This is a genomic window from Shewanella sp. SW1 (assembly GCF_025653545.1).
Lineage (GTDB): Bacteria > Pseudomonadota > Gammaproteobacteria > Enterobacterales > Shewanellaceae > Shewanella > Shewanella oncorhynchi.
On record NZ_JAKKSG010000035.1, the window covers coordinates 1 to 22,416 of the forward strand.

At 45.4% G+C, this 22,416-nt stretch carries 14 protein-coding genes and 1 pseudogene; 8 read left to right on the forward strand and 7 right to left on the reverse strand.

Annotated features, from left to right (window positions below; all coding sequences use genetic code 11):
- Positions 1 to 314: 314 nt before the first annotated feature.
- The 4 genes and pseudogenes from L5M71_RS22060 to L5M71_RS22075 form a co-directional block, all read left to right on the forward strand.
- A pseudogene (locus L5M71_RS22060) lies at positions 315 to 1,143 on the forward strand (IS3 family transposase); the annotation flags it as partial.
- Positions 1,144 to 1,403: 260 nt separating this feature from the next.
- Positions 1,404 to 1,685, forward strand: a complete 282-nt coding sequence (locus L5M71_RS22065; RefSeq protein ID WP_263209794.1) for a hypothetical protein — start codon at positions 1,404 to 1,406, stop codon at positions 1,683 to 1,685.
- A gap of 238 nt (positions 1,686 to 1,923) precedes the next feature.
- Complete coding sequence (locus tag L5M71_RS22070; RefSeq protein ID WP_028761235.1) at positions 1,924 to 2,403, forward strand: DUF2947 domain-containing protein; 480 nt, start codon at positions 1,924 to 1,926, stop codon at positions 2,401 to 2,403.
- A gap of 290 nt (positions 2,404 to 2,693) precedes the next feature.
- Positions 2,694 to 3,254 (forward strand): chalcone isomerase family protein, encoded by a 561-nt coding sequence (locus tag L5M71_RS22075; protein WP_105251908.1) that lies wholly within the window; start codon positions 2,694 to 2,696, stop codon positions 3,252 to 3,254.
- A gap of 12 nt (positions 3,255 to 3,266) precedes the next feature.
- On the opposite strand, the gene L5M71_RS22080 is transcribed toward L5M71_RS22075, so the two are convergent.
- Positions 3,267 to 4,217, reverse strand: coding sequence for an autotransporter outer membrane beta-barrel domain-containing protein (locus L5M71_RS22080; RefSeq protein WP_263209796.1), 951 nt, complete (start codon positions 4,215 to 4,217; stop codon positions 3,267 to 3,269).
- A gap of 120 nt (positions 4,218 to 4,337) precedes the next feature.
- The gene (locus L5M71_RS22085; protein WP_263209799.1) at positions 4,338 to 4,967 is read right to left on the reverse strand and encodes a TetR/AcrR family transcriptional regulator; all 630 of its coding nucleotides are present in this window, start codon (positions 4,965 to 4,967) and stop codon (positions 4,338 to 4,340) included.
- A 139-nt stretch (positions 4,968 to 5,106) separates the two neighbouring features.
- Here L5M71_RS22085 and L5M71_RS22090 point away from each other — a divergent pair, with 139 nt between their 5' ends.
- A complete protein-coding gene (locus L5M71_RS22090) occupies positions 5,107 to 6,213 on the forward strand; it encodes an efflux RND transporter periplasmic adaptor subunit (protein ID WP_263209801.1) in 1,107 nt (368 codons plus the stop codon).
- A gap of 2 nt (positions 6,214 to 6,215) precedes the next feature.
- Positions 6,216 to 9,296 (forward strand): efflux RND transporter permease subunit, encoded by a 3,081-nt coding sequence (locus L5M71_RS22095; RefSeq protein WP_263209803.1) that lies wholly within the window; start codon positions 6,216 to 6,218, stop codon positions 9,294 to 9,296.
- Here the strand turns inward: L5M71_RS22095 and L5M71_RS22100 are convergent.
- A complete protein-coding gene (locus L5M71_RS22100; RefSeq protein WP_113939445.1) occupies positions 9,281 to 9,526 on the reverse strand; it encodes a YdcH family protein in 246 nt (81 codons plus the stop codon). The genes L5M71_RS22095 and L5M71_RS22100 overlap by 16 nt on opposite strands.
- A 260-nt stretch (positions 9,527 to 9,786) precedes the next feature.
- Between L5M71_RS22100 and L5M71_RS22105 the strand changes: the two genes are divergently transcribed.
- Positions 9,787 to 11,790 (forward strand): methyl-accepting chemotaxis protein, encoded by a 2,004-nt coding sequence (locus L5M71_RS22105; protein WP_263191119.1) that lies wholly within the window; start codon positions 9,787 to 9,789, stop codon positions 11,788 to 11,790.
- A 620-nt stretch (positions 11,791 to 12,410) separates the two neighbouring features.
- Here the strand turns inward: L5M71_RS22105 and cydX are convergent.
- The 4 genes from cydX to purL form a co-directional block, all read right to left on the reverse strand.
- Positions 12,411 to 12,527 (reverse strand): cytochrome bd-I oxidase subunit CydX, encoded by a 117-nt coding sequence (gene cydX / locus L5M71_RS22110; protein ID WP_011788717.1) that lies wholly within the window; start codon positions 12,525 to 12,527, stop codon positions 12,411 to 12,413.
- A gap of 19 nt (positions 12,528 to 12,546) precedes the next feature.
- The gene (cydB, locus tag L5M71_RS22115; RefSeq protein ID WP_028761243.1) at positions 12,547 to 13,686 is read right to left on the reverse strand and encodes a cytochrome d ubiquinol oxidase subunit II; all 1,140 of its coding nucleotides are present in this window, start codon (positions 13,684 to 13,686) and stop codon (positions 12,547 to 12,549) included.
- A gap of 15 nt (positions 13,687 to 13,701) precedes the next feature.
- Positions 13,702 to 15,258: a cytochrome ubiquinol oxidase subunit I gene (locus tag L5M71_RS22120; RefSeq protein ID WP_028761244.1), complete on the reverse strand. Its 1,557-nt coding sequence runs from the start codon at positions 15,256 to 15,258 to the stop codon at positions 13,702 to 13,704.
- A gap of 1,271 nt (positions 15,259 to 16,529) precedes the next feature.
- Positions 16,530 to 20,411, reverse strand: coding sequence for a phosphoribosylformylglycinamidine synthase (gene purL, locus L5M71_RS22125; RefSeq protein ID WP_263209819.1), 3,882 nt, complete (start codon positions 20,409 to 20,411; stop codon positions 16,530 to 16,532).
- Positions 20,412 to 20,690: 279 nt separating this feature from the next.
- On the opposite strand from purL, the gene mltF reads away from it, so the two are divergent.
- A complete protein-coding gene (mltF, locus tag L5M71_RS22130; protein WP_131523679.1) occupies positions 20,691 to 22,121 on the forward strand; it encodes a membrane-bound lytic murein transglycosylase MltF in 1,431 nt (476 codons plus the stop codon).
- Positions 22,122 to 22,416: the final 295 nt, after the last annotated feature.

Below are 22,416 nucleotides of genomic sequence, written 5' to 3' on the forward strand. Positions count from 1 at the left end.
CGACGTTAATAAAGCGTTTGCGTAAGACGTTAAGTATCACGTAACAGTTTACATGCACTGATGAATAAACGGTCAACCGTACCTATTAGAGCCTGACTGTGCCAAGGCATTAAATGCCGATGTAGTGATAAGGTAATAGGTTTCGGATTTACATCATGGCGCGGGTAAAAAAGCCTATTTAGACGCCGAATATATGGTAGTGAACCAATCATTCAACGGTGTTGTAAAAGCTGAGGCGTCCATATATGGCATAGTGAATTTGGCCACCTAATAAGAAATGTTATGGTCCCTTCATAACCCATTTAGGTGGCAACATAAATAAAAGTAAACGTGCTCAATATAGCGCAGCCATTAAGCTCGAAACCGCTCAATTAGTCGTTGATCAAGGTTACACACAAGAAGCGGCGGCAAAAGCCATGAACGTGGGTAAATCGACGATCAGTAAGTAGGTAACACAGTTTCAAATCGAGCGCCAAGGGCTTGCACCTAAAGCCTCACCCATGACACCTGAGCAGATTGAAATTAAAGCACTTAAACGTGAAATTGAACGTATAAATCTCGAGAAAGAAATCTTAAAAAAGGCTACCACTCTATTGATGTCGGACTCGCTGAACAATTCTCGATAATCAAGAAACTCAATCAGAGCAACAAATATCCTATTTCAGTGTTATGCCATGTATTTAACATGAACCGGAGTAGCTACCGTTATTGGGTGAGCCGTGAACTTGTAGCGGCACCTGAGCAGCGGATTTTAGAGCTTGAAATCAAAGCAATACCCGCTAAAAGCAAACCGTCTGTTGGTGCAAGAAGTATCGCAACAATCGCCTCGGAACGTGGCTTTGCGTTAAGTCGTTATCGGGTTACTCGGTTAATGAAAAAGCTCGGACTAGTGAGTTGCCAACAACCCAAGCACCGTTATAGAAAGGCTGAAAATGAGCATGTGACTATCCCGAATGCACTCAGCGACAATTTGCAGTTGTCGAACCAAACACCGTTTGGTGTGGTGATGTGACGTATATTTGGGCGGGTAATCGTTGGTGTTATTTAGCGGTTGTACTGGATTTATTTTCGAGCAAAGCCATTGGTTGGGCGATGTCATTTTCACCGGATACTGAGTTAACGGTAAAGGCCTTAGATATGGCCTAAACCTGTAAAAACTCCATGTCATAAAGTGATATCATTATAGGCAAGTATAGGTAAAATAAAAATTTTTTATAGTAACCTCGTTTTGCGAGTAATAAACAAGCACTCTTGTTTAAAAAAATAAGACCAAGTCACAGTGTCAAATTTTTGCTGAGTAACAGGCACAAAAATGGAACACTATTTGCTAATAATTCAAACATTACATCGTGTAAGCGACATATGAATCTGCTCTTAAGTGATTCGACCTAACCGAGGAAAATATGCGAGCCTTAGATGCACTATTAGTATTACCAGAAGATATCTGCACTGAGATGGAGTTAAAGCATATTATTTTACTGGCGCTCAAACTAAATAACCTTGAGCTTGCAACAGCAACTCTAGTCAAAATTTTGGCTTATATTGATGAGTACATGCCTCAGTATGCGCATATTTTAAAACTCCAAGGCAAGATTCAAGACTCAGTTAATGTCTACCTAGATTACTTAGAGAAGTATCCATCGGATACACAAACATGGATAAAATTTGGATTATTCATGTTTTAAATCAATCAAGTAGAAGCTTAGTACACTGCATTTTCTAATGCAATTAATGCCGTTCCCGATAATCAAGTGGCACGTGATTACTTATCTGAACTCACAAGACTAATGAACGTCTCACAATAACAGGCTCAAGATCACCGAACTCGCATATTCGTGTTCAGTGATTTCACTATTACCTCGCTAGACCGTATAATTAGCCTCGTTTCAGCATTGCTCATCTGCATATCCTAGGAGATTTTGTTTGGCTCATACCTATATACCTTTAGAAACTTACCGCCGTAAGTGGATTTTCAACCACAAAGACTTGCCTGTCACTGACGAGGACAAGGCGCATATCCTGCCGTTAACAGATAAAAGTGCGATGGAAATCTGGAACCAATGGATTAGCAACAAGAGTAGTCGTGCGGAGCAATTCACTAAGGGAGATTGGGCGGCGAAGGCTGATGCTTGGGTGGAAACAGATCATTGGCAGAGCGCTTGGGATAGTGAAGATAGCAGTTTACCCACCATGTTAGCTGAGTTTATACAATGGCCCGATGAGACGCCGGTGTATTTTTGCTATGAAAAATATCAGATTATTGAAACTCGTTGGGATGTGTTCGTCCGCAATTGGAAGTGTTTTCTTTTCTTTGACGACGGTCCCATTTTGATCTCGCCAAAACAGAAACAAGCGGTGATGTTCGAACAGAGTGGTCAATACAAGCTAGGCACTCGCGGATAATTTATACAGGGCGCTTAACGCTGATGATTTCCCATCGATAGCTTTACGCCAACACTTTTACGCAATAGTTTAGCGCGAGGAGTCATCTTGTTGGCATGCTCATACTTAATGATGAGTATGCCATACTCGAAAGATACTTAAGCACAATTAGCCTATCTCTCCCCTCTTCTTTAGATTAACATCCATTTTCGGTGCCGAGTATTTGAGAAGTTGGGGTCAACTTTTTGCTGTAAATACTCATAAAAATCTGCTTTAAACCCAATAATTAAAATAGAAAAATGAGGTGTATTATGAAGTTACTCTCCACTCTTACCCTAGCAAGCGCGCTGTTATTACCCCACACATTAATGGCCAAAGAAGTCTCAGGAGTGCAAGTCGCCGAGACAGTGACATTAGATAGCCAAACATTACAGCTCAATGGTGCGGGCGTTCGCAGTAAGTTCTTTATGGATTTGTATGTAGGCAGTTTGTATTTGCCAGCAGCATTGAGTAGCACAGCAGCGGTTATTGATGCACCAGTTGCAGCGATACGTCTTAACATTACCTCAGGCATGATCACCTCAGAAAAAATGCGCGATGCGATCACTGAAGGTTTTGAGCAAGCGACGGCAGAAAACACCGCCGATATTCAACCGCAAATAGATACCTTTATGGCGCTGTTTAAGGAAGAAATTAAAGAAGGTGACCAATTTACCTTAGTCGCCAATAAAGCCCGCGGCGTGACGGCCTATAAAAATGGTCAGGAACAAGCCACCATCGAAGGTGAAATGTTCCGTCAAGCACTGTTAAAAATTTGGCTAGGTGATAAGCCTGCCCAGAAAAGCCTCAAAGAGGCCATGCTGGGCAAATAACTGACATTAACGTTAGAATTTGAATTCGATATCCAAGGCCGCTGCGCCTTGGTTATCCATTTCAAGCGCGGCTTGATTTGTCACTTCTAACTCACCATCAAAGTAATAACCAGCATAGAGGTTTACGGTTAAAGCAGGCGTTGCCCGCCAACCACCACGCAGATAGCTCACCCATTCGTTCGTTTCTACAGCAATATCATCATCCTCAATAAGGAATCGCTCAGTACGACGTGAACTCCCCAAACCAATATTCCAATCAGGATTGAATTGATAACTGAGCTCTAGTCCTGCTGGACCACTAAAACCGGCTTGGAATGGGTTAGCCAGTGCCCAATGTTCATCTATCTGCCAACGCATGGCAAGATAAGGCACAGTGCGAACCTCATCGATATCATTAAGATACGCGACTCCAAAGCCAATCATGTTTCCCGAATCAAATGCATACATGGCCGATGCCACAATATCGTAACTCTGAGCTTGGCTAGCCGATGCAGTATCGGCGTAGGCATATTGGATCTGCGGCGCTAAAAAGAAGGCCCAATGTTTATCCATGCGATAATTTAACGACACTCCGGCACGATAACGATTAATATGATCCCAATTCTGTCCGTCTGTGCCAAACAGCGGTGCGACATTGTTTGCGCCAGTAAGCGTGATGTTCCGCCAGTCATAATCAAGTCGGTCATAGCCCACACGAAAGCCTAGCGACCATTGCTTATCCAGCGATACATTCATCCCAGCATTCAGTAATAAGCTGTCCCTTTGTAGCTCAGTATTGCCATTAGCTACCTCGGCGCTTTGGGTGCTGATCTGTGTGACACTTAATCTAAAAGGTTTGTATTCCTGCGAAGGTTTATCCGCTGCAATAGCGGCACAGCTCATTAACGGTAACAATAACGGTAACAAACTGCCTTTCAGCAACCGCTGTTTTACGCTTAATGGTGCGAGTTTTCGATTAGCCACGCTAGCTCCTTGCATTTAAAATAATGGATAAATTTTTGTGCATAATATGCGCTATTGAATAAAAAGGTTCACACTTTCAAAATGAAGATACAAACTAATACCTTTGAAACAAACAAGTCTTCACTCTACCCGATGCGCCCTCAAGAACATGTCGGCACAACCCAAAATATACTCATTTCTATCGTTAGCGAGTTCATCAGCCGCTAACCCCAATTCTAATTTGAGTTTTAGCTCACCAAACAACATTAAACATAAACGCACTGCACTATGGTGAGCATTACCAAATCGATATTGCCCTAACGCCTCTACAGCGACTAAATAATCCGCCAATAAGCCCACTATGTGTTTAGGGCCCGCGTCAAAGAACAATCGCGACACTTCAGGATGACTTTCGGATTGCGCCACACAGGCTTTGAATACAGTAATAGCTTCAGGACTAACGATCATCTCCCCAAATTGCAAGGCAAATTGGGTTAATGCCGATTCCGGCTTAGTGGGATCACTTAACAAATCATCGTTAAGATTATGGCCAACACACTTAGATTCAATTGCCGCAACAAATAATTCATCTTTACTGCCGTAATGGGAATATACGGTTTGTTTCGACACGCCCGCAAGCTTTGCAACCTCATCCATACTGGTATGAGGGAAACCTTGACGACAAAACAAATCAATAGCAGCCACAAGGACTTGCTGACGTTTTTGTTCACTACGGCTCAAAGGTAATTGCGTCTCAGAGGAATGCGTCATATCAGCTCTCGAATAGATAGACATAATTAATTGGCATTAGTTAAGCACAAAATAGACTAGACAGTCTAGTTTCACGCAACTAGACTAGCAAGTCTAGTTACATAGTATTAACGTTTAACTTACAGCGGAAGCCTTTAAAATGGATCGAACTGCCCGACTTTCTTGGCGCACTCTTAGCGTCTGCGTGTTTGCTTTAGCCACATTATCCGCCTGTCAAAAGGAAGTCACCGAACACGCTACGACAGCCACGCTACCCACAGTCACAAGCCAAGCGTTGATACAGACCCCAAGTTATGAACACTTTCAGACCTTCACTGGCACTATCCGTGCAGGTAACACCACAGGTGTAGGCTTTGAACTAGCAGGAAAGTTAAACAATTTACAGGTCGATTCTGGGAGTAAAGTTAAGCAAGGACAAATACTTGCAGTTCTCGATACCCGGCTACTCGAAGCCGAGCGTCAAGAGATCCAAGCAAGTCTGGCACAAACCCAAGCCGATGTTGATCTGGCCACCAGCACTCTAAAACGTAATCAAGAATTAAAAAAATCGGGCTATGTCTCTGAGCAGCTATTAGATGAAAACAGCTCACAATTAAATAGCTTAGCCGCAGCGAAAAACCGTCTACTTGCCTCGCAGCATGCCAACCAACTTAAGCTCGACAAATCCATTTTAATGGCTCCCTTTGACGGTACCATAAGCCAAAGGCTACATAATCTTGGCGAAGTGATTGCCGCGGGCAGTCCTATCTTCACCTTAGTGGGTAACATCAATCCTGAAGCTTATATTGGTGTTCCTGTTGCGCTAGCGGAGCAATTTAACACCAAACAGCAAGTGCAAGTTAGTGTACGAGATCAAACCTTTACTGCTGAAATTGCCGGTATTAGCGCTGAAGTCAATCCCATCAGTCGTACCCTACAACTGAGAATAAGCCTGCCAAATGATGCCCATGTAATCAATGGCGAAATTGCGTATCTACATCAACAACAGCAAATCCCGCAACCGGGCTATTGGGTACCCATTTCCGCATTGACGGATGGTATTCGCGGATTATGGAATCTCTATGTCATCGCAAACTATGAACAGCAATCCATCATAGAGCGCCGCGATGTGGAAATCCTCTACACCACCCAAGACATGGCCTACATTCAAGGCGCGATTCAGCCTAATGAAATCTATGTCAGCCAAGGGCTGCATAAGCTGGTCGTCGGCCAAACTGTATCTCCCATTGCCGCAGCCACGAGGTAATTATGATTAAAGCCTTTGTTGAAAACGGCCGCTTAGTCAGCCTCGTTATTGCGCTATTACTTGTCGCAGGCTTTGGTGCGATATCGAGCCTACCGCGTACTGAAGATCCCCACATAACTAACCGTTTCGCCTCTGTGATCACCCCTTATCCTGGCGCCTCAGCCGAGCGGGTAGAAGCCTTAGTGACTGAAGTCATTGAGAACCAGCTCAGACGTTTGGAAGAAATTAAGTTGATCCAATCAACCTCTCGACCAGGGATTTCAGTTATACAGTTAGAATTGAAAGACACAGTTAAAGAAACGGCTCCCGTATGGTCTCGAGCACGGGATTTATTGGCCGATGCGAAAATTAATTTACCTGAGGGCATACAATCTCCCACACTCGATGATCAAATTGGTTATGCCTACACCGCCATCTTAAGTTTAGTGTGGAATAGTAATACGCCCGTACAAGTCGACATACTAAACCGCTACGCAAAAGAATTACAGAGTCGGCTCAGGCTGTTATCGGGCACGGATTTTGTCAAACTTTACGGCGCACCGACCGAAGAAATGCTAGTGCAGCTTGATGGTAACAAGATGAGCCAGTTACAGCTCTCTCCTGCGTCCATCGCCCATATTCTCAGCGGCGCCGACAGTAAAATTGCTGCCGGTGAAATCAATAATCGTGAATTTCGTGCCTTAGTTGAAGTCTCCGGCGAGCTTAATTCTTTAACCCGTATTCGCCAAGTGCCGCTTAAAATTGATAGCCAAGGGCAAATTATTCGCCTCGGCGACATAGCAACAGTGACTCGCCAAGCTCAAACCCCAGCAGATAGCATAGCGTTAGTCGATGGTGAACAAGGCGTAATGGTTGCAGTGCGAATGATCGATAATACCCGTGTTGATCTTTGGCAAGCGCAAGTCAATAACGTCGTTGACGAACTCAATCGCGAAGTCCCCGCTAATATCCAGATCCAATGGCTATTCGAGCAAAACAGTTACACCAGCGAACGACTTGGCGGGCTAGTGGTTAACCTGCTGCAAGGATTTGTCATCATCTTGCTGGTATTACTCCTCACCCTAGGCTTAAGAAACGCCATCATAGTGGCGATTTCATTGCCGCTCACAGCGCTGTTTACCTTGGCGTGCATGAAATATATCGGGCTGCCGATACATCAAATGTCGGTGACAGGACTCGTCGTCGCCCTTGGGATCATGGTGGATAATGCAATAGTGATTGTCGATGCCATATCGCAAAGGCGTCAGCAAGGAATGAGCCGTTTAGCCGCAGTGAGCGAAACCTTACACCACCTTTGGCTGCCCTTAGCGGGATCGACTATCACCACTATTTTGGCTTTTGCACCGATAGTACTCATGCCCGGTGCTGCGGGGGAATTTGTCGGTGGTATTGCCATGTCAGTGATGTTTGCGCTGCTGGGCTCTTACGTGATTTCCCATACGTTAATTGCAGGGCTCGCGGGACGTTTTAGTCATGAAGGTAAACAGGATGTTTGGTATCAACACGGGATCAACCTCCCGCTAGTGAGCCAATATTTTCAAGCGAGCCTGAGAATTGCCCTTAAACGCCCTATCGTCAGCGCGCTGCTTATCGGCATTACACCAGTATTAGGTTTTTTCGCCTCGGGTAAGATGACGGAGCAGTTCTTTCCGCCATCGGACAGGGACATGTTCCAAATTGAAATCTATCTTGCGCCCCATGTGAGTTTAGAAAACACCTTGAACCAAGTGCAGTTGATGGATAAAAAACTCCACGCAGTCACAGGGATCACTCAAGTCGATTGGGTGGTCGGCGGTAATACGCCCTCATTTTATTACAACCTGACGCAGCGCCAACAAGGGGCGACTAACTATGCACAGGCCATGGTAAAGGTGACTGACTTTGAGCGTGCTAATGAGTTAATCCCCGAATTACAACAGCAATTTGATAGCGCTTTTCCCGAAGCGCAAGTACTAGTTCGAAAACTCGAGCAAGGCCCGCCCTTTAATGCGCCAGTGGAGTTAATGATCTTCGGCCCGAATCTAGATACTTTGCGATCATTGGGCGACGAAGTTCGTAATATTCTCGCGCAAACGCCGGACGTACTTCACACACGTGCAACCTTAAGTGCCGGTGCACCTAAGCTGTGGCTACAGGTAAATGAAGATGCCAGTCTAATGAGTGGGTTAAGCCTGACGGACATTGCCAAACAGATCCAAATGTCAACCACAGGCGTTATCGGTGGTAGCGTGCTTGAGCAAACAGAATCCTTACCCGTACGAGTTAGCCTTGCTGATGACAGTCGCGAGCAGGTGAGCCGCCTTTCTGAAATTCAATTAATGACACCTTCGGGTGAGTCTGTTGCATTATCCGCCCTCGCCCACAACGAAGTGCAAGTGAGCCGAGGTGCCATTCCAAGGCGCAACGGCCAAAGGGTTAATACTATAGAAGCCTACATCGTCAGTGGGGTATTACCTGCTCAAGTGCTTAATGATGTTAAAGATAAAGTGGCTCAATTACCGTTGCCATCGGGTTATCGCATTGAAATCGGTGGTGAAAGCGCTAAGCGTAACGAAGCGGTTGGTAATTTACTGTCCAATATGATGTTGGTCGTCACCTTGTTATTAGCCACAGTGGTGTTGTCGTTCAACTCCTTTAGGCTCACGGCGATTATTCTATTGAGCGCGATACAATCAGCAGGACTTGGCCTATTAGCCGTGTTTGTATTTGGTTATCCCTTTGGATTCCCAGTCATCATAGGACTGCTTGGATTAATGGGACTTGCCATTAACGCTGCGATTGTGATCTTGGCCGAACTAGAAGATATGCCGAGCGCTCGGCTCGGCGATATGGAAACCATAGTCTCTACCGTCAGCAGCTGTGGTCGTCATATCAGCTCAACGACCATTACCACCGTGGGCGGTTTTATTCCGCTCATCATTGCTGGCGGCGGGTTTTGGCCTCCCTTTGCCATTGCTATCGCGGGTGGCACCCTGCTGACGACTTTACTTTCTCTGGTATGGGTTCCAACTATGTATTTGCTGCTGATGAAAACCCGTACGGCGAACACCCCATCCGCGATTCAAGCTCAAATCGCATCATGAACTAGATATTGATACAGTTTATCTTTAAGGTTTAATCGCTCTAATTTTAACGCTAAAAAGTGCTCATCGGCGGTGGGCACCTTTGTTAACTCCAGCGCCCTAATTTTATTATCGAGTTCATGGTAACGACTAGCCATGGTCGCGAAGACGGTATTATTCACTTTTAAATGCTTAATTTGATCGACAAAATCAGGAAACTCATAAACCAACGCATGATTCTCACCTAGCATATACACTTCTCCTATAATGTGGTTCTAATACTATAAACTCCATTTACCTTAAGCAGCTTAGTCTATACCCTCAAAATACAGCCAGTACTTGGGCATGTTATCTGCTAACATTTCTGCAAAATAAGCTGATGAGTCCAAGTCTAAAACTGCAAAAATATCAACGAAATGAGTTTAAAATTGCAGAAGTTTTAGACCCACATCAAGACTACAAAGTAAAACTTAGGCTACATTGATGTAACCGTTACCTATAGGATCTTACGATGAATTATAAAAATTGGCCTATTGCAAAACAAATTGGCGCCCTCGCGTTTATTCTCACTCTTCTCATCTTTGGCGTATTGAGTACCGTCTCCTATAAAGCCGCTTCAAATGTATTAGAAGATAAAGGTATCAGTGCCATGAAATCTGAAATGCGTGCAGTTTCAGACATGTTAGAGCTGCAGTACGATAGTCTTCTGCAACTTGCGAGACGCAACGCCGATGTTTTTAAGGAAATGTATCCTGGACAATTTAGTCTGCAAAATAAAACTGTCAATGTGATGGGAGTTGGCTCTCCAGCCCTAATGCATGAACAAGAACAAGTGAACTCATCAAAAAGTAAAGTCGATCGTTTTGCTAATCTAACTGGCGGTACCGCTACAGTATTTGTGCGTGATGGCGATGACTTTATGCGAGTTTCGACTTCGCTCAAAAAAGCCGATGGCAGCCGTGCACTAGGTACTTCCCTTGGCAAAACACATCCAGGCTATCAAGTGCTGCTCAGCGGTAATGAATACGAAGGTTATGCCAAACTTTTCGGCAAAGACTACATGACAGTCTATCGTCCAGTGAAAGATACACAGGGCAAAGTTATTGGTATCTTATATATTGGCTTCGACATCACCAGTTCCTTAAAACAATTACAAGAAGCAGTTAACAGAATCACCTTAGAAGAAAGTGGCCATTTTCTATTAGTACGCAAAGCTGACAATGTGTTGGTCGCCCATCCTAAGTTCAATGCAGGTGACATCATCACCGAAAGTATGCTTGATGGCTTAAGTGTTGCGTATGCCACCCAAAATGATGCGGAATCCCATTACAGCAATAGTAAAAATGAGCCCATGTTTGCCTATAGCCAAACCGTGACGGGCTGGAATTGGGTGCTAGTGGGTCAAGTCAAGGCAAGTGAGCTTAATGAAGAAAGTATGCAATTGCTCACCATCAACGCCATCGTTGCTATCACAGGGATCGCGCTGATCACAGCGCTATTATCAGTTGTCTTAATTCGCGCACTCAAACCTTTGCATGCCCTCCAAGTGCATATGGAAAATTTAGGCAGTGGCGATTTTAGCCATCACTTAGCACCATCAGAACCACAGAGTCAAAACGAAGTGGATCGAATCACGACCAGCGTATCAACTATGTCCTCAGAGCTCAGGCAATTGATTATTGCATTGCAGGATTCAGTCATGAGTCTAGAGCAACAAGCCTCCAAGGCACAGAGCATCGCGAAGCAAAATGGTGAAGAAGCTCAAGCCCTAATGCTACAAACGGATCAAATCGCAACTGCCATCGAAGAAATGTCGACCTCGATCCGTGATGTGGCTAATCATGCCCAAGATGGCGCAGTTCAAAGCCAGCAAGTGGATGCCGCAGCCAAAGAAGGTCAAAACCAACAGACGAAAGTGGTGCAGGATTTACTCAAACTCAGTCAGCAACTCAGTAACAGTCATCAATCGGTTGAAAAAGTCAGCCATGAAAGTGAAGCGATCAGCAAAGTGACCGAAGTCATTAACAGCATTGCCGAGCAAACTAATTTACTCGCATTAAATGCAGCGATTGAAGCGGCGCGCGCAGGCGATCAAGGTCGAGGCTTTGCTGTCGTTGCCGATGAGGTGAGAACTCTCGCCCAGCGGACCCAGTCATCCATTGTAGAAATTGGCCAAACAATTGAAAAGCTGCAAACTCAAGTGAAAAGCACCACAGAACAAATGAGCCAAAGTCATCAATTAGGAATGGAATCTGCAGCACAGGGTGAAGCAACGGGTGAACAACTGAAGGAAATCACCCGTAGGATTGGCGAACTCGCGATTAGCTCACGCAATATTGCTTCGGCTACTGAGCAGCAAAGCAGTGTTGCACAAGAGATAACCCACAATTTACATCAGATCAGCGAACTCGCTAACGAAGGCGAGCACCGTGCCACTGAAACAGTGCATTCTGCCAATGAACTGTCTTCCTTAGCCGCCGCCTTAAAACGCCAAATAAGCCAGTTTAAGGCCTAACTCAAATACGGACTTAGATAACCTGAGCTCGGGATAAGCAGAGCCGCTGAATAGGCATCTTTTCGGGCCTCTCTGCGTTGCTCTGTCTAACCATAGCTCGCTATGGCGTACGACAGAGCGCCTTGATATGCGCAAAAATCTGCGCATTCAGTCAGGAAATAGATTTTTCGCTTTAAACTAATAACTTTATACCATTGATTTTATTTGTTAAATTTAGATTTTTTCGACACTCGTTATCCCGAGTTCAGGTTAGATACAGAGTTAGTGCTTTATCAAACGTTAAATGCCGCCCTAACAGGGCGGCATTTTTATAACAGCACTACATCAAAACGATAGGAGCCACATTTAAGAAATGGGATTTGGGACTTTGATTTAGGAGCCTGACGTGAAGGAATAATGGAGAAAATATCTAAAACCATGCAGAGTAAGCATCTGCAGACAATCAAAAAACAATGATATCAGACCTATTCGCTGCAGTTACATCACCACTCTGCAGCGAAGTTAACTGCTTGGCCTAATACGATAACGCAGCTCTACTTCAAACTAAAATAACCTCAGCCCATCAAAAAATCCCAATAAAAAACCCCGCTGATGCGAGGTTTTTAAATCGAGTTTAGACGTTACTCGGCATCTTCTGCCGATCTGTCCATGTTCTCTGTATTCTCAAGCCACAGGGCATTGATAATCCCAAAAGAACAGGCCAACAAAACCCCTAATATCCACGTAAAATACCACATAGCAGATGCTCCTTAATGCCTAATAGAGTGAGGCTTTGTTATCTTCAATATGCTTACGGCCGATACGACCAAACATCTTGTAGTAAGTCCAGACAGTGTAGCTCAACACTATAGGTACGAAAATCGCTGCAGCAGCAGTCATAACACCTAAGGTCATTTTACTGGCTGTTGCATCCCACATAGTCAAACTGACGTTAGGGTTAAGTGATGATGGCATGACGAATGGGAACATTGCTGCACCGCAAGTCAAAATCACCATAGCCACAGTGAGTGAGCTGAATAGGAACGCAAAACCTGAACGGTTAAAGCGGCTAACCAAAATCACTAGTAGAGGCAATGCCACACCTAAGATAGGGAACAGCATAGTGATGGGGTATTTGTCATAGTTGGCAAGCCAAGCACCCGCTTCAATTGCGACGGTTTTCATGGCAGGGTTAGAAACCGCATTATGGTCCAGTACTGAAGTCACTACATAACCATCAATACCATTGGCTAACCACACACCCGCAGCAGCAAACAACACAGCCACTAACAGTGCGAAGAATTGCGTGGCTTTCGCAGCACGAACACGCAGCTCACTGTCAGTCTTCATTTGTAGCCAAGAAGCGCCTTGCATCATAAACATGCTCACGCTCACAAGACCTGCCAGCAAACCGAAAGGATTCAACAGGCCGAACAGACCACCGTGATAAGTCGCACGTAGGAACTCGTCGAATTCAAAAGGCACACCTTGCAACAAGTTACCAAAGGCCACGCCTATGATTAGCGGAGGTACAAAACCACCGGCAAACAAGGCCCAGTCCCACGACTTACGCCATTTTGGATTTTCGATTTTAGAACGATAATCGAATCCGACTGGACGCATGTAGAGGGCAAACAGCACTAACATCATGGCGACATAGAAGCCAGAAAAAGACACTGCATACACCATAGGCCAAGCGGCAAATAACGCACCGCCTGCTGTGATTAACCACACTTGGTTGCCGTCCCAATGGGGAGCAATAGTGTTAACCATGATACGGCGCTCAGTATCGTCTTTGCCTATAATTGGCAGTAACGCACCGACACCCATGTCAAAACCATCAGTAACCGCAAATCCGATGAACAGTACGCCGATCAGAGCCCACCAGATAACTCTTAATATTTCATAATCAAACATAATGAAATCCTCTGCTTAGGCTTCTAGGTTCTCGAAATGATAACGACCAGTTTTCAAACTGCTCGGACCAATGCGGGCAAACTTAAACATCAAGAACATCTCAATCACCAGCAGTACAGTGTAGAACAAGGTGATAGAAAGGATACTGAACCATAAGTCGCCAGTCGTTAAGCTTGACGCAGACATAAAGGTCGGTAGTACCTCAGAAATCGTCCAAGGTTGACGACCATACTCAGCCACAAACCAACCACACTCAATCGCGATCCAAGGCAATGGCAAGCTATAAAGTGCAGCTTTAAGTACCCATTTTTTCTCGGCGATTTGATGACGTGTGCTTTGCCAGAATGCCGCAGCAAATACGAACAACATGATAAAGCCTAGACCTACCATCACACGGAAGCTCCAGAAAATCGGTGCTACGTTCGGGATAGAATCTTTAGCTGCTGCTTTAATTTGCTCTTCAGTCGCATCGACCACTTTGTCTGTGTAGCGTTTCAGTAAGAAACCGTAGCCTAAGTCGACTTTCGCTTCTTCAAAAGCAGCACGTAGTTCAGGCGTTTCTTCACCCGCACGCAGTTTCACTAGCATGGCATAGGCTTTCATACCGTTACGGATACGCACTTCATGCTCAGCAATCAAGTCATGAATACCAGTCACTTCTTCATCTAACGAGCGTGTTGCCACTATACCCATCGCATAAGGAATTTTGACTGCAAAATCTGTTTTCATGGTTTCTTGATTCGGAAAACCGACAGCAGTAAAGGCCGCTGGAGCAGGCTCTGTATGCCACTCAGCTTCAATCGCTGCTAACTTAACGCGCTGTGCTTCACCCACTTTATAGCCAGATTCGTCACCTAACACGATAACCGACAGAATCGCCGCCATACCAAAGCTAGCTGCAATCGCGAATGAGCGACGGGCAAAAGGTAAGTCACGTTTCTTGAGGATGTAATAAGCACTGATCGCCAGTACAAACATGGCACCCGCCACATAACCCGAAGCGACGGTGTGAACAAACTTCACCTGCGCGACAGGGTTAAACACAACCTCAGCGAAGCTGGTCATTTCCATACGCATGGTTTCGTAGTTGAACACTGAACCCACAGGGTTTTGCATCCAACCGTTTGCCACTAAAATCCACAATGCCGACATGTTAGAACCAAAGGCCACTAACCAAGTCACGACTAAATGCTGACGCTTAGTGAAACGATCCCAACCGAAGAAGAACATACCCACGAAGGTAGATTCAAGGAAGAAGGCCATTAAACCTTCAATAGCCAGAGGCGCACCAAAGATGTCCCCTACGTAATGCGAATAGTAAGACCAGTTAGTACCAAACTGGAATTCCATTGCCAAACCTGTGGTAACCCCCAAGGCAAAGTTAATACCAAATAACTTACCCCAGAACTTAGTCATATCTTTATAAATTTGTTTATCTGTCATCACATACAGTGATTCCATGATAGCCAGCAAAAATGCCAACCCCAACGTCAAGGGAACAAATAGGAAGTGATACATGGCTGTCAGCGCAAACTGCAACCGCGATAGCTCAACAACCTCTTCAACAATCATCGGTGACTCCTTACTTGGTGCGTCCAATTGCTATGACAAAACCCGCGTCAATCACAGCAAGTGCCTTTGTAGGATAGTGAGTTTTCATTTTGTGTTTATATCTGCGACAACAGTATAAACCGTTAAATTTAATCTTTTGCATTAGTTCGAAGCAGCAAGGGCTAAAAAGTACCAATATCTGTTGCATATTGAGACGCTAGTCACACTATCGCAAGTAACTGAGACCAACACCCTACCACTCAATCAATCAAATGATTTCATCGATATAAATATCAGATAGTTAAGATATTTATTCATTTTCATTTGTGGCTATTTTATACCACCTCGCTTTGATGCAAATCAATCAAACTCAGGGGTTTAGGTGGGTTTTGCGGTGAGGCACACACTTCCCCACCAGAGAGGATTGACAATCGAGAAAAACAAGAGTAGTGAGCAGCTATTAATTGATATAAAGTCATACTTTTACCAACTAGGCAGTAAAAATCAGTTCTAATCATCAAAAAACCAACAAATAAATAATGTTGCAACAAATTAACTAAAAAATATTGTCACAAATTTAAGTGAGCCATAATTTAAAACCTTTAAAATCAAATATAAATACATATAAATATAAAAAATCACAATCGAACAGGCTAAAATGCATTAGTTTTAATAATGAATATTTGTATTTTTTCTCGTTTGAGAAGCTAACCTCAGTTGTTTAATATATGTCCTGTGTTAAGGAGACAATTTGGTAGAACTGGTGTCGTAGCCCAGCCAAGACCAACTTCGCGCACATAGGTACTAACTTTTGGTGTGGAGATATCGATATGACTAAATTATTTGAACGTCTGGTTAACAGCTACAAGCGTGTTTTTGTTGAACTTTATACAGCTAATGAGCTGAAATAATCCCCAGAATTACTCGTGAAATTAATTGCATTTATGTGAAGTTTTGTTAGCGCAAAACGGGCCCCCATCTCCCTGAGATTGGGGGCTTTTTCTATATTAAGACCCTAGCATCCCCCAACAACTCCAGAACCCCATAAAACACCACGCCCCGTATCAAATGCGCAACACACCTATTAATAGGTATTTACCGATTAAAGTGGCTATTTTGCCACTTTAGTCCATTAGATTATTTGCAATAAGCGTTAATAATTTGAAATACAATCACTTCCATAAAATGCATTTTATATATAAAAAAAGGAGCGAAATTATCGCTCCTTTTTTACGCTTTCATTAACCTGCTTTTGCCCCTCAACAAAGGCAAAAGCCGTTGACTTTAAACGCTTAACCTAAGGTCACTCGTGCATTACGGAACATACGCATCCAAGGGCTATCTTCACCCCAAGCATCTGGATGCCAAGAGTTCGCCACAGTTCTGAACACACGTTCTGGGTGCGGCATCATCAAGGTTACGCGGCCATCTGTGGTACAAATCCCAGTCAAGCCATTTGGCGAGCCGTTCGGGTTTTGTGGATACTGAGTCGCGATATCACCTTTACCATTGACAAAACGCAGCGCAATCGTGCCTGACGCTTCGGCAATCGCCAGCGCTTCAGGGCTAGCAAACTCAGCCAAACCTTCACCGTGAGATACAGCAATGGGCATACGTGAACCGGCCATACCTTGGAAGAATAACGACGGGCTCTGTTGCACTTCAACTAAGCTGAAACGCGCTTCGAAACGCTCCGAGCGGTTACGCACAAAACGTGGCCAGTGCTCGCTACCTGGGATAATTTCTTTCAGGTTCGACAGCATTTGACAACCGTTACACACGCCAAGGGCAAAGCTTGAGTCACGTTCAAAGAAACGTGAAAACTCATCACGAGCGCGCTCATTAAACAGAATCGACTTAGCCCAACCTTCACCTGCGCCTAATACGTCACCGTAGGAGAAGCCACCACAGGCCACTAGGCCTTGGAACTGATCTAGGCTGATACGGCCAGATAAAATGTCCGACATGTGTACGTCGCGGCTTTCAAATCCTGCGCGGTCAAAGGCTGCTGCCATTTCTACGTGGGAGTTAACGCCCTGCTCACGCAAAATCGCCATCTTAGGCGCAGCGCCCTTAAGGATATAAGGTGCGGCAACATCAGTGCTTGGATCAAAACTTAAGTTAACGGTTAAGCCTAAATCGGTTTCGTCTTGCTTAAGTTTGAACTCTTCAAGCGCGCACGCTGGGTTATCACGCAGAGCTTGCATTCGATACGTGGTTTCTGACCACACAGTACGCAGCGCTACACGGGTATCACTGAAGATTTCACGCGTGCCATCTTTAATAGTGATGCGTTGATCGTCGGCTAGAGTTCCGATCACATGGCAAGGCACGCCAGCGATAGCGAACTGAGCGGCAATTTTCGCAGCATTGTCACGGCTCACTTGCAGCACAGCGCCGAGTTCCTCATTAAAGAGTCGTTCTAAATCAGTGCCCTGCAAGTCCTCTACATCTATGTCTAAACCTGTATTACCGGCAAAAGCCATTTCCACTAAGGTAGTGAATAAACCACCGTCGCTACGGTCGTGGTAAGCGATAACCGATTTTTTAGCGACTAGATTTTGCATGGTTTCGAAGAAACCGCGCAGCAGTGCAGCATCGTCAAGATCCGGCGCTATATCACCCAGCTCACCAAACACTTGAGCTAAACAAGAACCGCCTAAACGATTTTTGCCCGCACCTAAATCCACTAACAGTAAAGACGTTTCGCCTTTATCGGTACGTAACTCTGGCGTCACTGTATTGCGAATATCTTGCACCACACCAAAGGCGGTAATCACCAATGACATAGGCGACGTCACGGTTTTATCCGCGCCATCTTGCTGCCATGCGGTCTTCATCGACATAGAGTCTTTACCGACCGGAATGGTCAGGCTCAGCTCTGGACACAGTTCTTCACCTACGGCTTTCACCGCTTCATAAAGACCCGCATCTTCACCAGGGTGACCCGCGGCAGACATCCAGTTGGCAGAAAGCTTAATACGCTTAAATGAACCGATATCAGCACCAGCGATATTCATGATTGACTCAGCCACAGCCATACGGGCAGAGGCGCCAAAGTCTAGTAGCGCTAGCGGTGTACGTTCACCCAGTGACATAGCTTCACCGGCGTAGGTATCAAAGCTTGCCGCTGTGACCGCGCAATCGGCCACAGGCACTTGCCATGGGCCCACCATTTGGTCACGGTTCACTAAACCCGTAACTGTGCGGTCGCCAATAGTAATAAGGAAGGTTTTATCCGCAACTGTAGGCAAGCTCAGTACGCGTTTAACCGCTTCTTTAACATCAATCTTGTTTTGTTCGAGCGCTGGCGATACGGCTTTTGCCGATACCACATCGCGGCTCATCTTAGGCGCTTTGCCTAATAAGACTTCGAGCGGTAAATCGATAGGATTATTATCGAAATGGCTATCGCTAAGCGTCAGGTGTTTCTCCGCTGTCGCTTCACCCACAACCGCAAACGGTGCGCGCTCACGCTCACAGATGGCAGTAAATAGCGCGAGGTTTTCAGGGGCAACTGACATCACATAACGTTCTTGTGATTCGTTACACCAGATTTCCAGCGGGCTCATGCCAGGCTCATCCGAAGGCACATTACGCAGATTAAATAAACCACCGCGCTCGCCGTCATTCACGAGCTCAGGGAAAGCGTTCGACAAACCGCCCGCGCCCACATCGTGGATAAATTGGATAGGGTTTTTATCGCCAAGCTGCCAACAGCGGTCAATCACTTCCTGACAACGACGCTCCATTTCTGGGTTTTCACGTTGCACAGAAGCAAAATCTAAGTCTTCACTCGATTGACCCGATGCCATAGACGAAGCGGCGCCGCCGCCCAAACCAATGTTCATCGCAGGCCCACCGAGCACAATCAGCTTAGCGCCAACGGTGATTTCGCCCTTTTGTACGTGTTCTTCACGAATGTTACCTAAACCACCGGCTAGCATAATTGGCTTGTGGTAACCACGGACTTCAACACCGTTGTGGCTGCTGACTTCCTGCTCATAGGTACGGAAATAACCGACCAATGCCGGACGACCAAACTCGTTGTTAAATGCCGCGCCGCCAAGAGGACCTTCGGTCATGATGTCCAGCGCACTGACGATACGCTCTGGCTTGCCATAGTTACCTTCCCATGGTTGAACAAAACCCGGGATTTTTAAATTGGATACACTAAAGCCTGTTAAACCCGCTTTAGGTTTAGAACCACGGCCTGTCGCGCCTTCATCACGGATTTCACCACCCGAACCGGTTGCAGCGCCAGGATATGGGCTGATGGCGGTTGGATGGTTGTGGGTTTCCACTTTCATCAGGATGTGCATTGGTTCAGTGTGGTAGTTGTATACCCCATCAGGATCGGGGAAGAAACGACCCGCAACCGAACCTTCCATCACAGCAGCGTTATCTTTGTAGGCAGATAACACGTGATCAGGCGTGGTTTCAAAGGTGTTCTTGATCATCTTGAACAGTGACTTAGGCTGAACTTCACCGTCAATGGTCCAATCTGCGTTAAAAATCTTATGACGACAATGCTCAGAGTTCGCCTGAGCAAACATCATCAATTCGATGTCATGAGGATTGCGACCTAAACGGACGAAGTTCTCGACTAAATAATCGATTTCATCTTCGGCTAAAGCAAGCCCCAATTCAGTGTTAGCCACTTCAAGTGCGCGGCGACCTTCGGCAAGAATATTGACGCTCTTAAACGGCGCAGGCTCAGTGCGTTTGAACAACACATCGGCTTTAGCAAAATCATCGAGGATAATTTCAACCATACGATCGTGCAACAACGCATTTAAGGCTTGTTGCTGAGGCGCTGTCAGTGCATCTGACTCGACATAATACGCAACGCCTCGCTCCAAACGCTTCACTTTACCAAGGCCACAATTGTGCGCGATGTCAGTGGCTTTTGAAGACCAAGGAGAAATAGTACCGGGGCGAGGAGTGACAAACAGGAGTGAACCTTGGGGGATATGAGCTTCTATCGCAGGTCCATAGGTGAGAATTTTTTCAAGTTGCTGGCGTTCATTTGTGTCGAGCAACTCGCTCAAATCCGCTAAATGAACATACTCAGCATAGATTTGGCGTACCGGAAGCGCCGCGTTTTCGCAGGCCTCCATCAGCTTTTGCACCCTAAACGTCGAGAGTGCAGGGGCTCCGCGGATGATCTCCATCACGTCTATTCACCTTATTATTTATTATTGCAGGGGTCAGAGGTGGCGCTATTATAAGGAAATGTCTGTCACAAATCACCTGCGACCTTACGCAAAACAGTGTTTCCTGTGATATAAAAAGCCCAGTATTGTGTCGGCTGCACTTTCCCCCAGAATGATTTTTTTTCGAAATCGCAGACAAACGGATATAATCCCACCAATGTCAGCCAGTTCACCACTAATGCCCCACTGTTAACTCGCTATCTATAATATTGATTTTATTTACTATAAGTACATTTAATGACTCGATTTCTGTTCGCTCTTATCTTAGGTTTCCTACTGACTGCCTGTCAGCAGGTGACCGTGGACGAAACAGAATTCGTGCCAAAAAAATTAACTGAGCTAAGAGTCGGTACACTTTACGGCCCACAGATTTATATGACCTCGGGCCAAGGTGATAGCGGTTTCGATTACGATATGGCGGTATTGTTTGCCGAATACTTAAATGTGCCCTTAAAAATGGTGCCCTACACAAACCGCATCGAGTTGTACGAAGCCCTCAAAAAGAATGAAATCGATATTATTGCTGCAGGCATGACAGAAACGCCCACAAGGCGAGAACAGTTCCGCTTAGGTCCACCGCTATACCGAGTGAATCAAGTGTTGGTGTATCGCGAAGGCATGCCAACCCCAAAAGACATCAGCGACTTAAAAGGCAAGATCACCGTTATCGCCGACTCTTCCTTCGTCGAGACCTTGACCCAGTTGCAAAAGCATTATCCAACGCTGGTGTGGGATCAAATTACCGACAAAGACAGTGAAGAGTTGTTGGCCATGATTGCCAACAAAGAAATTGACTACACTATCGCCGACTCCAGCAGCGTACAGATCAACCGTCGCTACCTGCCCGACCTACGCTCAGGCCCTGTGCTAGAAGAAAAACTCGATGTGATCTGGCTGTTACCTCCCACTCACAGTGATGAACTTATGAGTAAATTGCTGGCCTTTTGGCACCAAGAGAAGCTTGCCGGTACGCTGGATCATCTCAACGAGAAATACTTTGGTCATGTAAAACGCTTCGATTATATCGATACTCGCGCATTTATCCGTGCCATTGAGACAGTATTGCCGCGTTATCGACAATTATTTGAAACCCATGCAGGCAATTTAGATTGGCGTAAACTGGCAGCAACCAGCTATCAAGAGTCACATTGGAATCCTAATGCCCGCTCGGCCACAGGAGTGCGTGGCATGATGATGTTGACTCAGCCAACCGCAAAAGAGATTGGGATCACCAACCGACTCGATGCCGAAGAAAGTATTCGCGGCGGCGCGGCGTATTTGAACGATATGATCAATCGCCTGCCAGAATCGATCCCCGAGAGTCAACGCATGTGGTTTGCGCTGGCCTCTTACAACATAGGATATGCCCATATTGAAGATGCACGTAAGCTTGCGGAATCGATGGAGTTAAATCCCAATGCTTGGCGAGATTTAAAAAAGGTACTACCGCTACTGCAAAAGCGTAAATATTATCAAAAAACACGTTATGGTTACGCCCGAGGCAGTGAAGCCGTTCATTACGTCGACAGCATCCGTCGCTACTATGACACGTTAGTCTGGGTGGATAATCAGTCGAAACAACCTGACCCCGATGAAGACTCGAGCGATCTTACTGCGGAAGAACCCGTACTTCCTGCGGGAACGTTAAGCCCTGATCAACCTAAATAGCTTAACTCGTTAGCGCTCAGGTGCATGGGCCAAACGACAATCCAACAACTCACTTCTTATATATCAAGTACAGAGTTTTACGTAACAAGAACACCAACATAAAAACTCAAGATGTACATAGATGTCTTCAACAAGGTGCGATATCAAACAACAGGAGAACCGAATTAAGGTTTGCCAACCTAACTCAAATTTGCGATGAAAAACATCGCTTAGTTCAGCTTATCTGACCAGTGCTATTGCTGCACTCAAGTGCAACTGCTACTGTCTTGGGGTTATGACCTGCAATACATCTCTG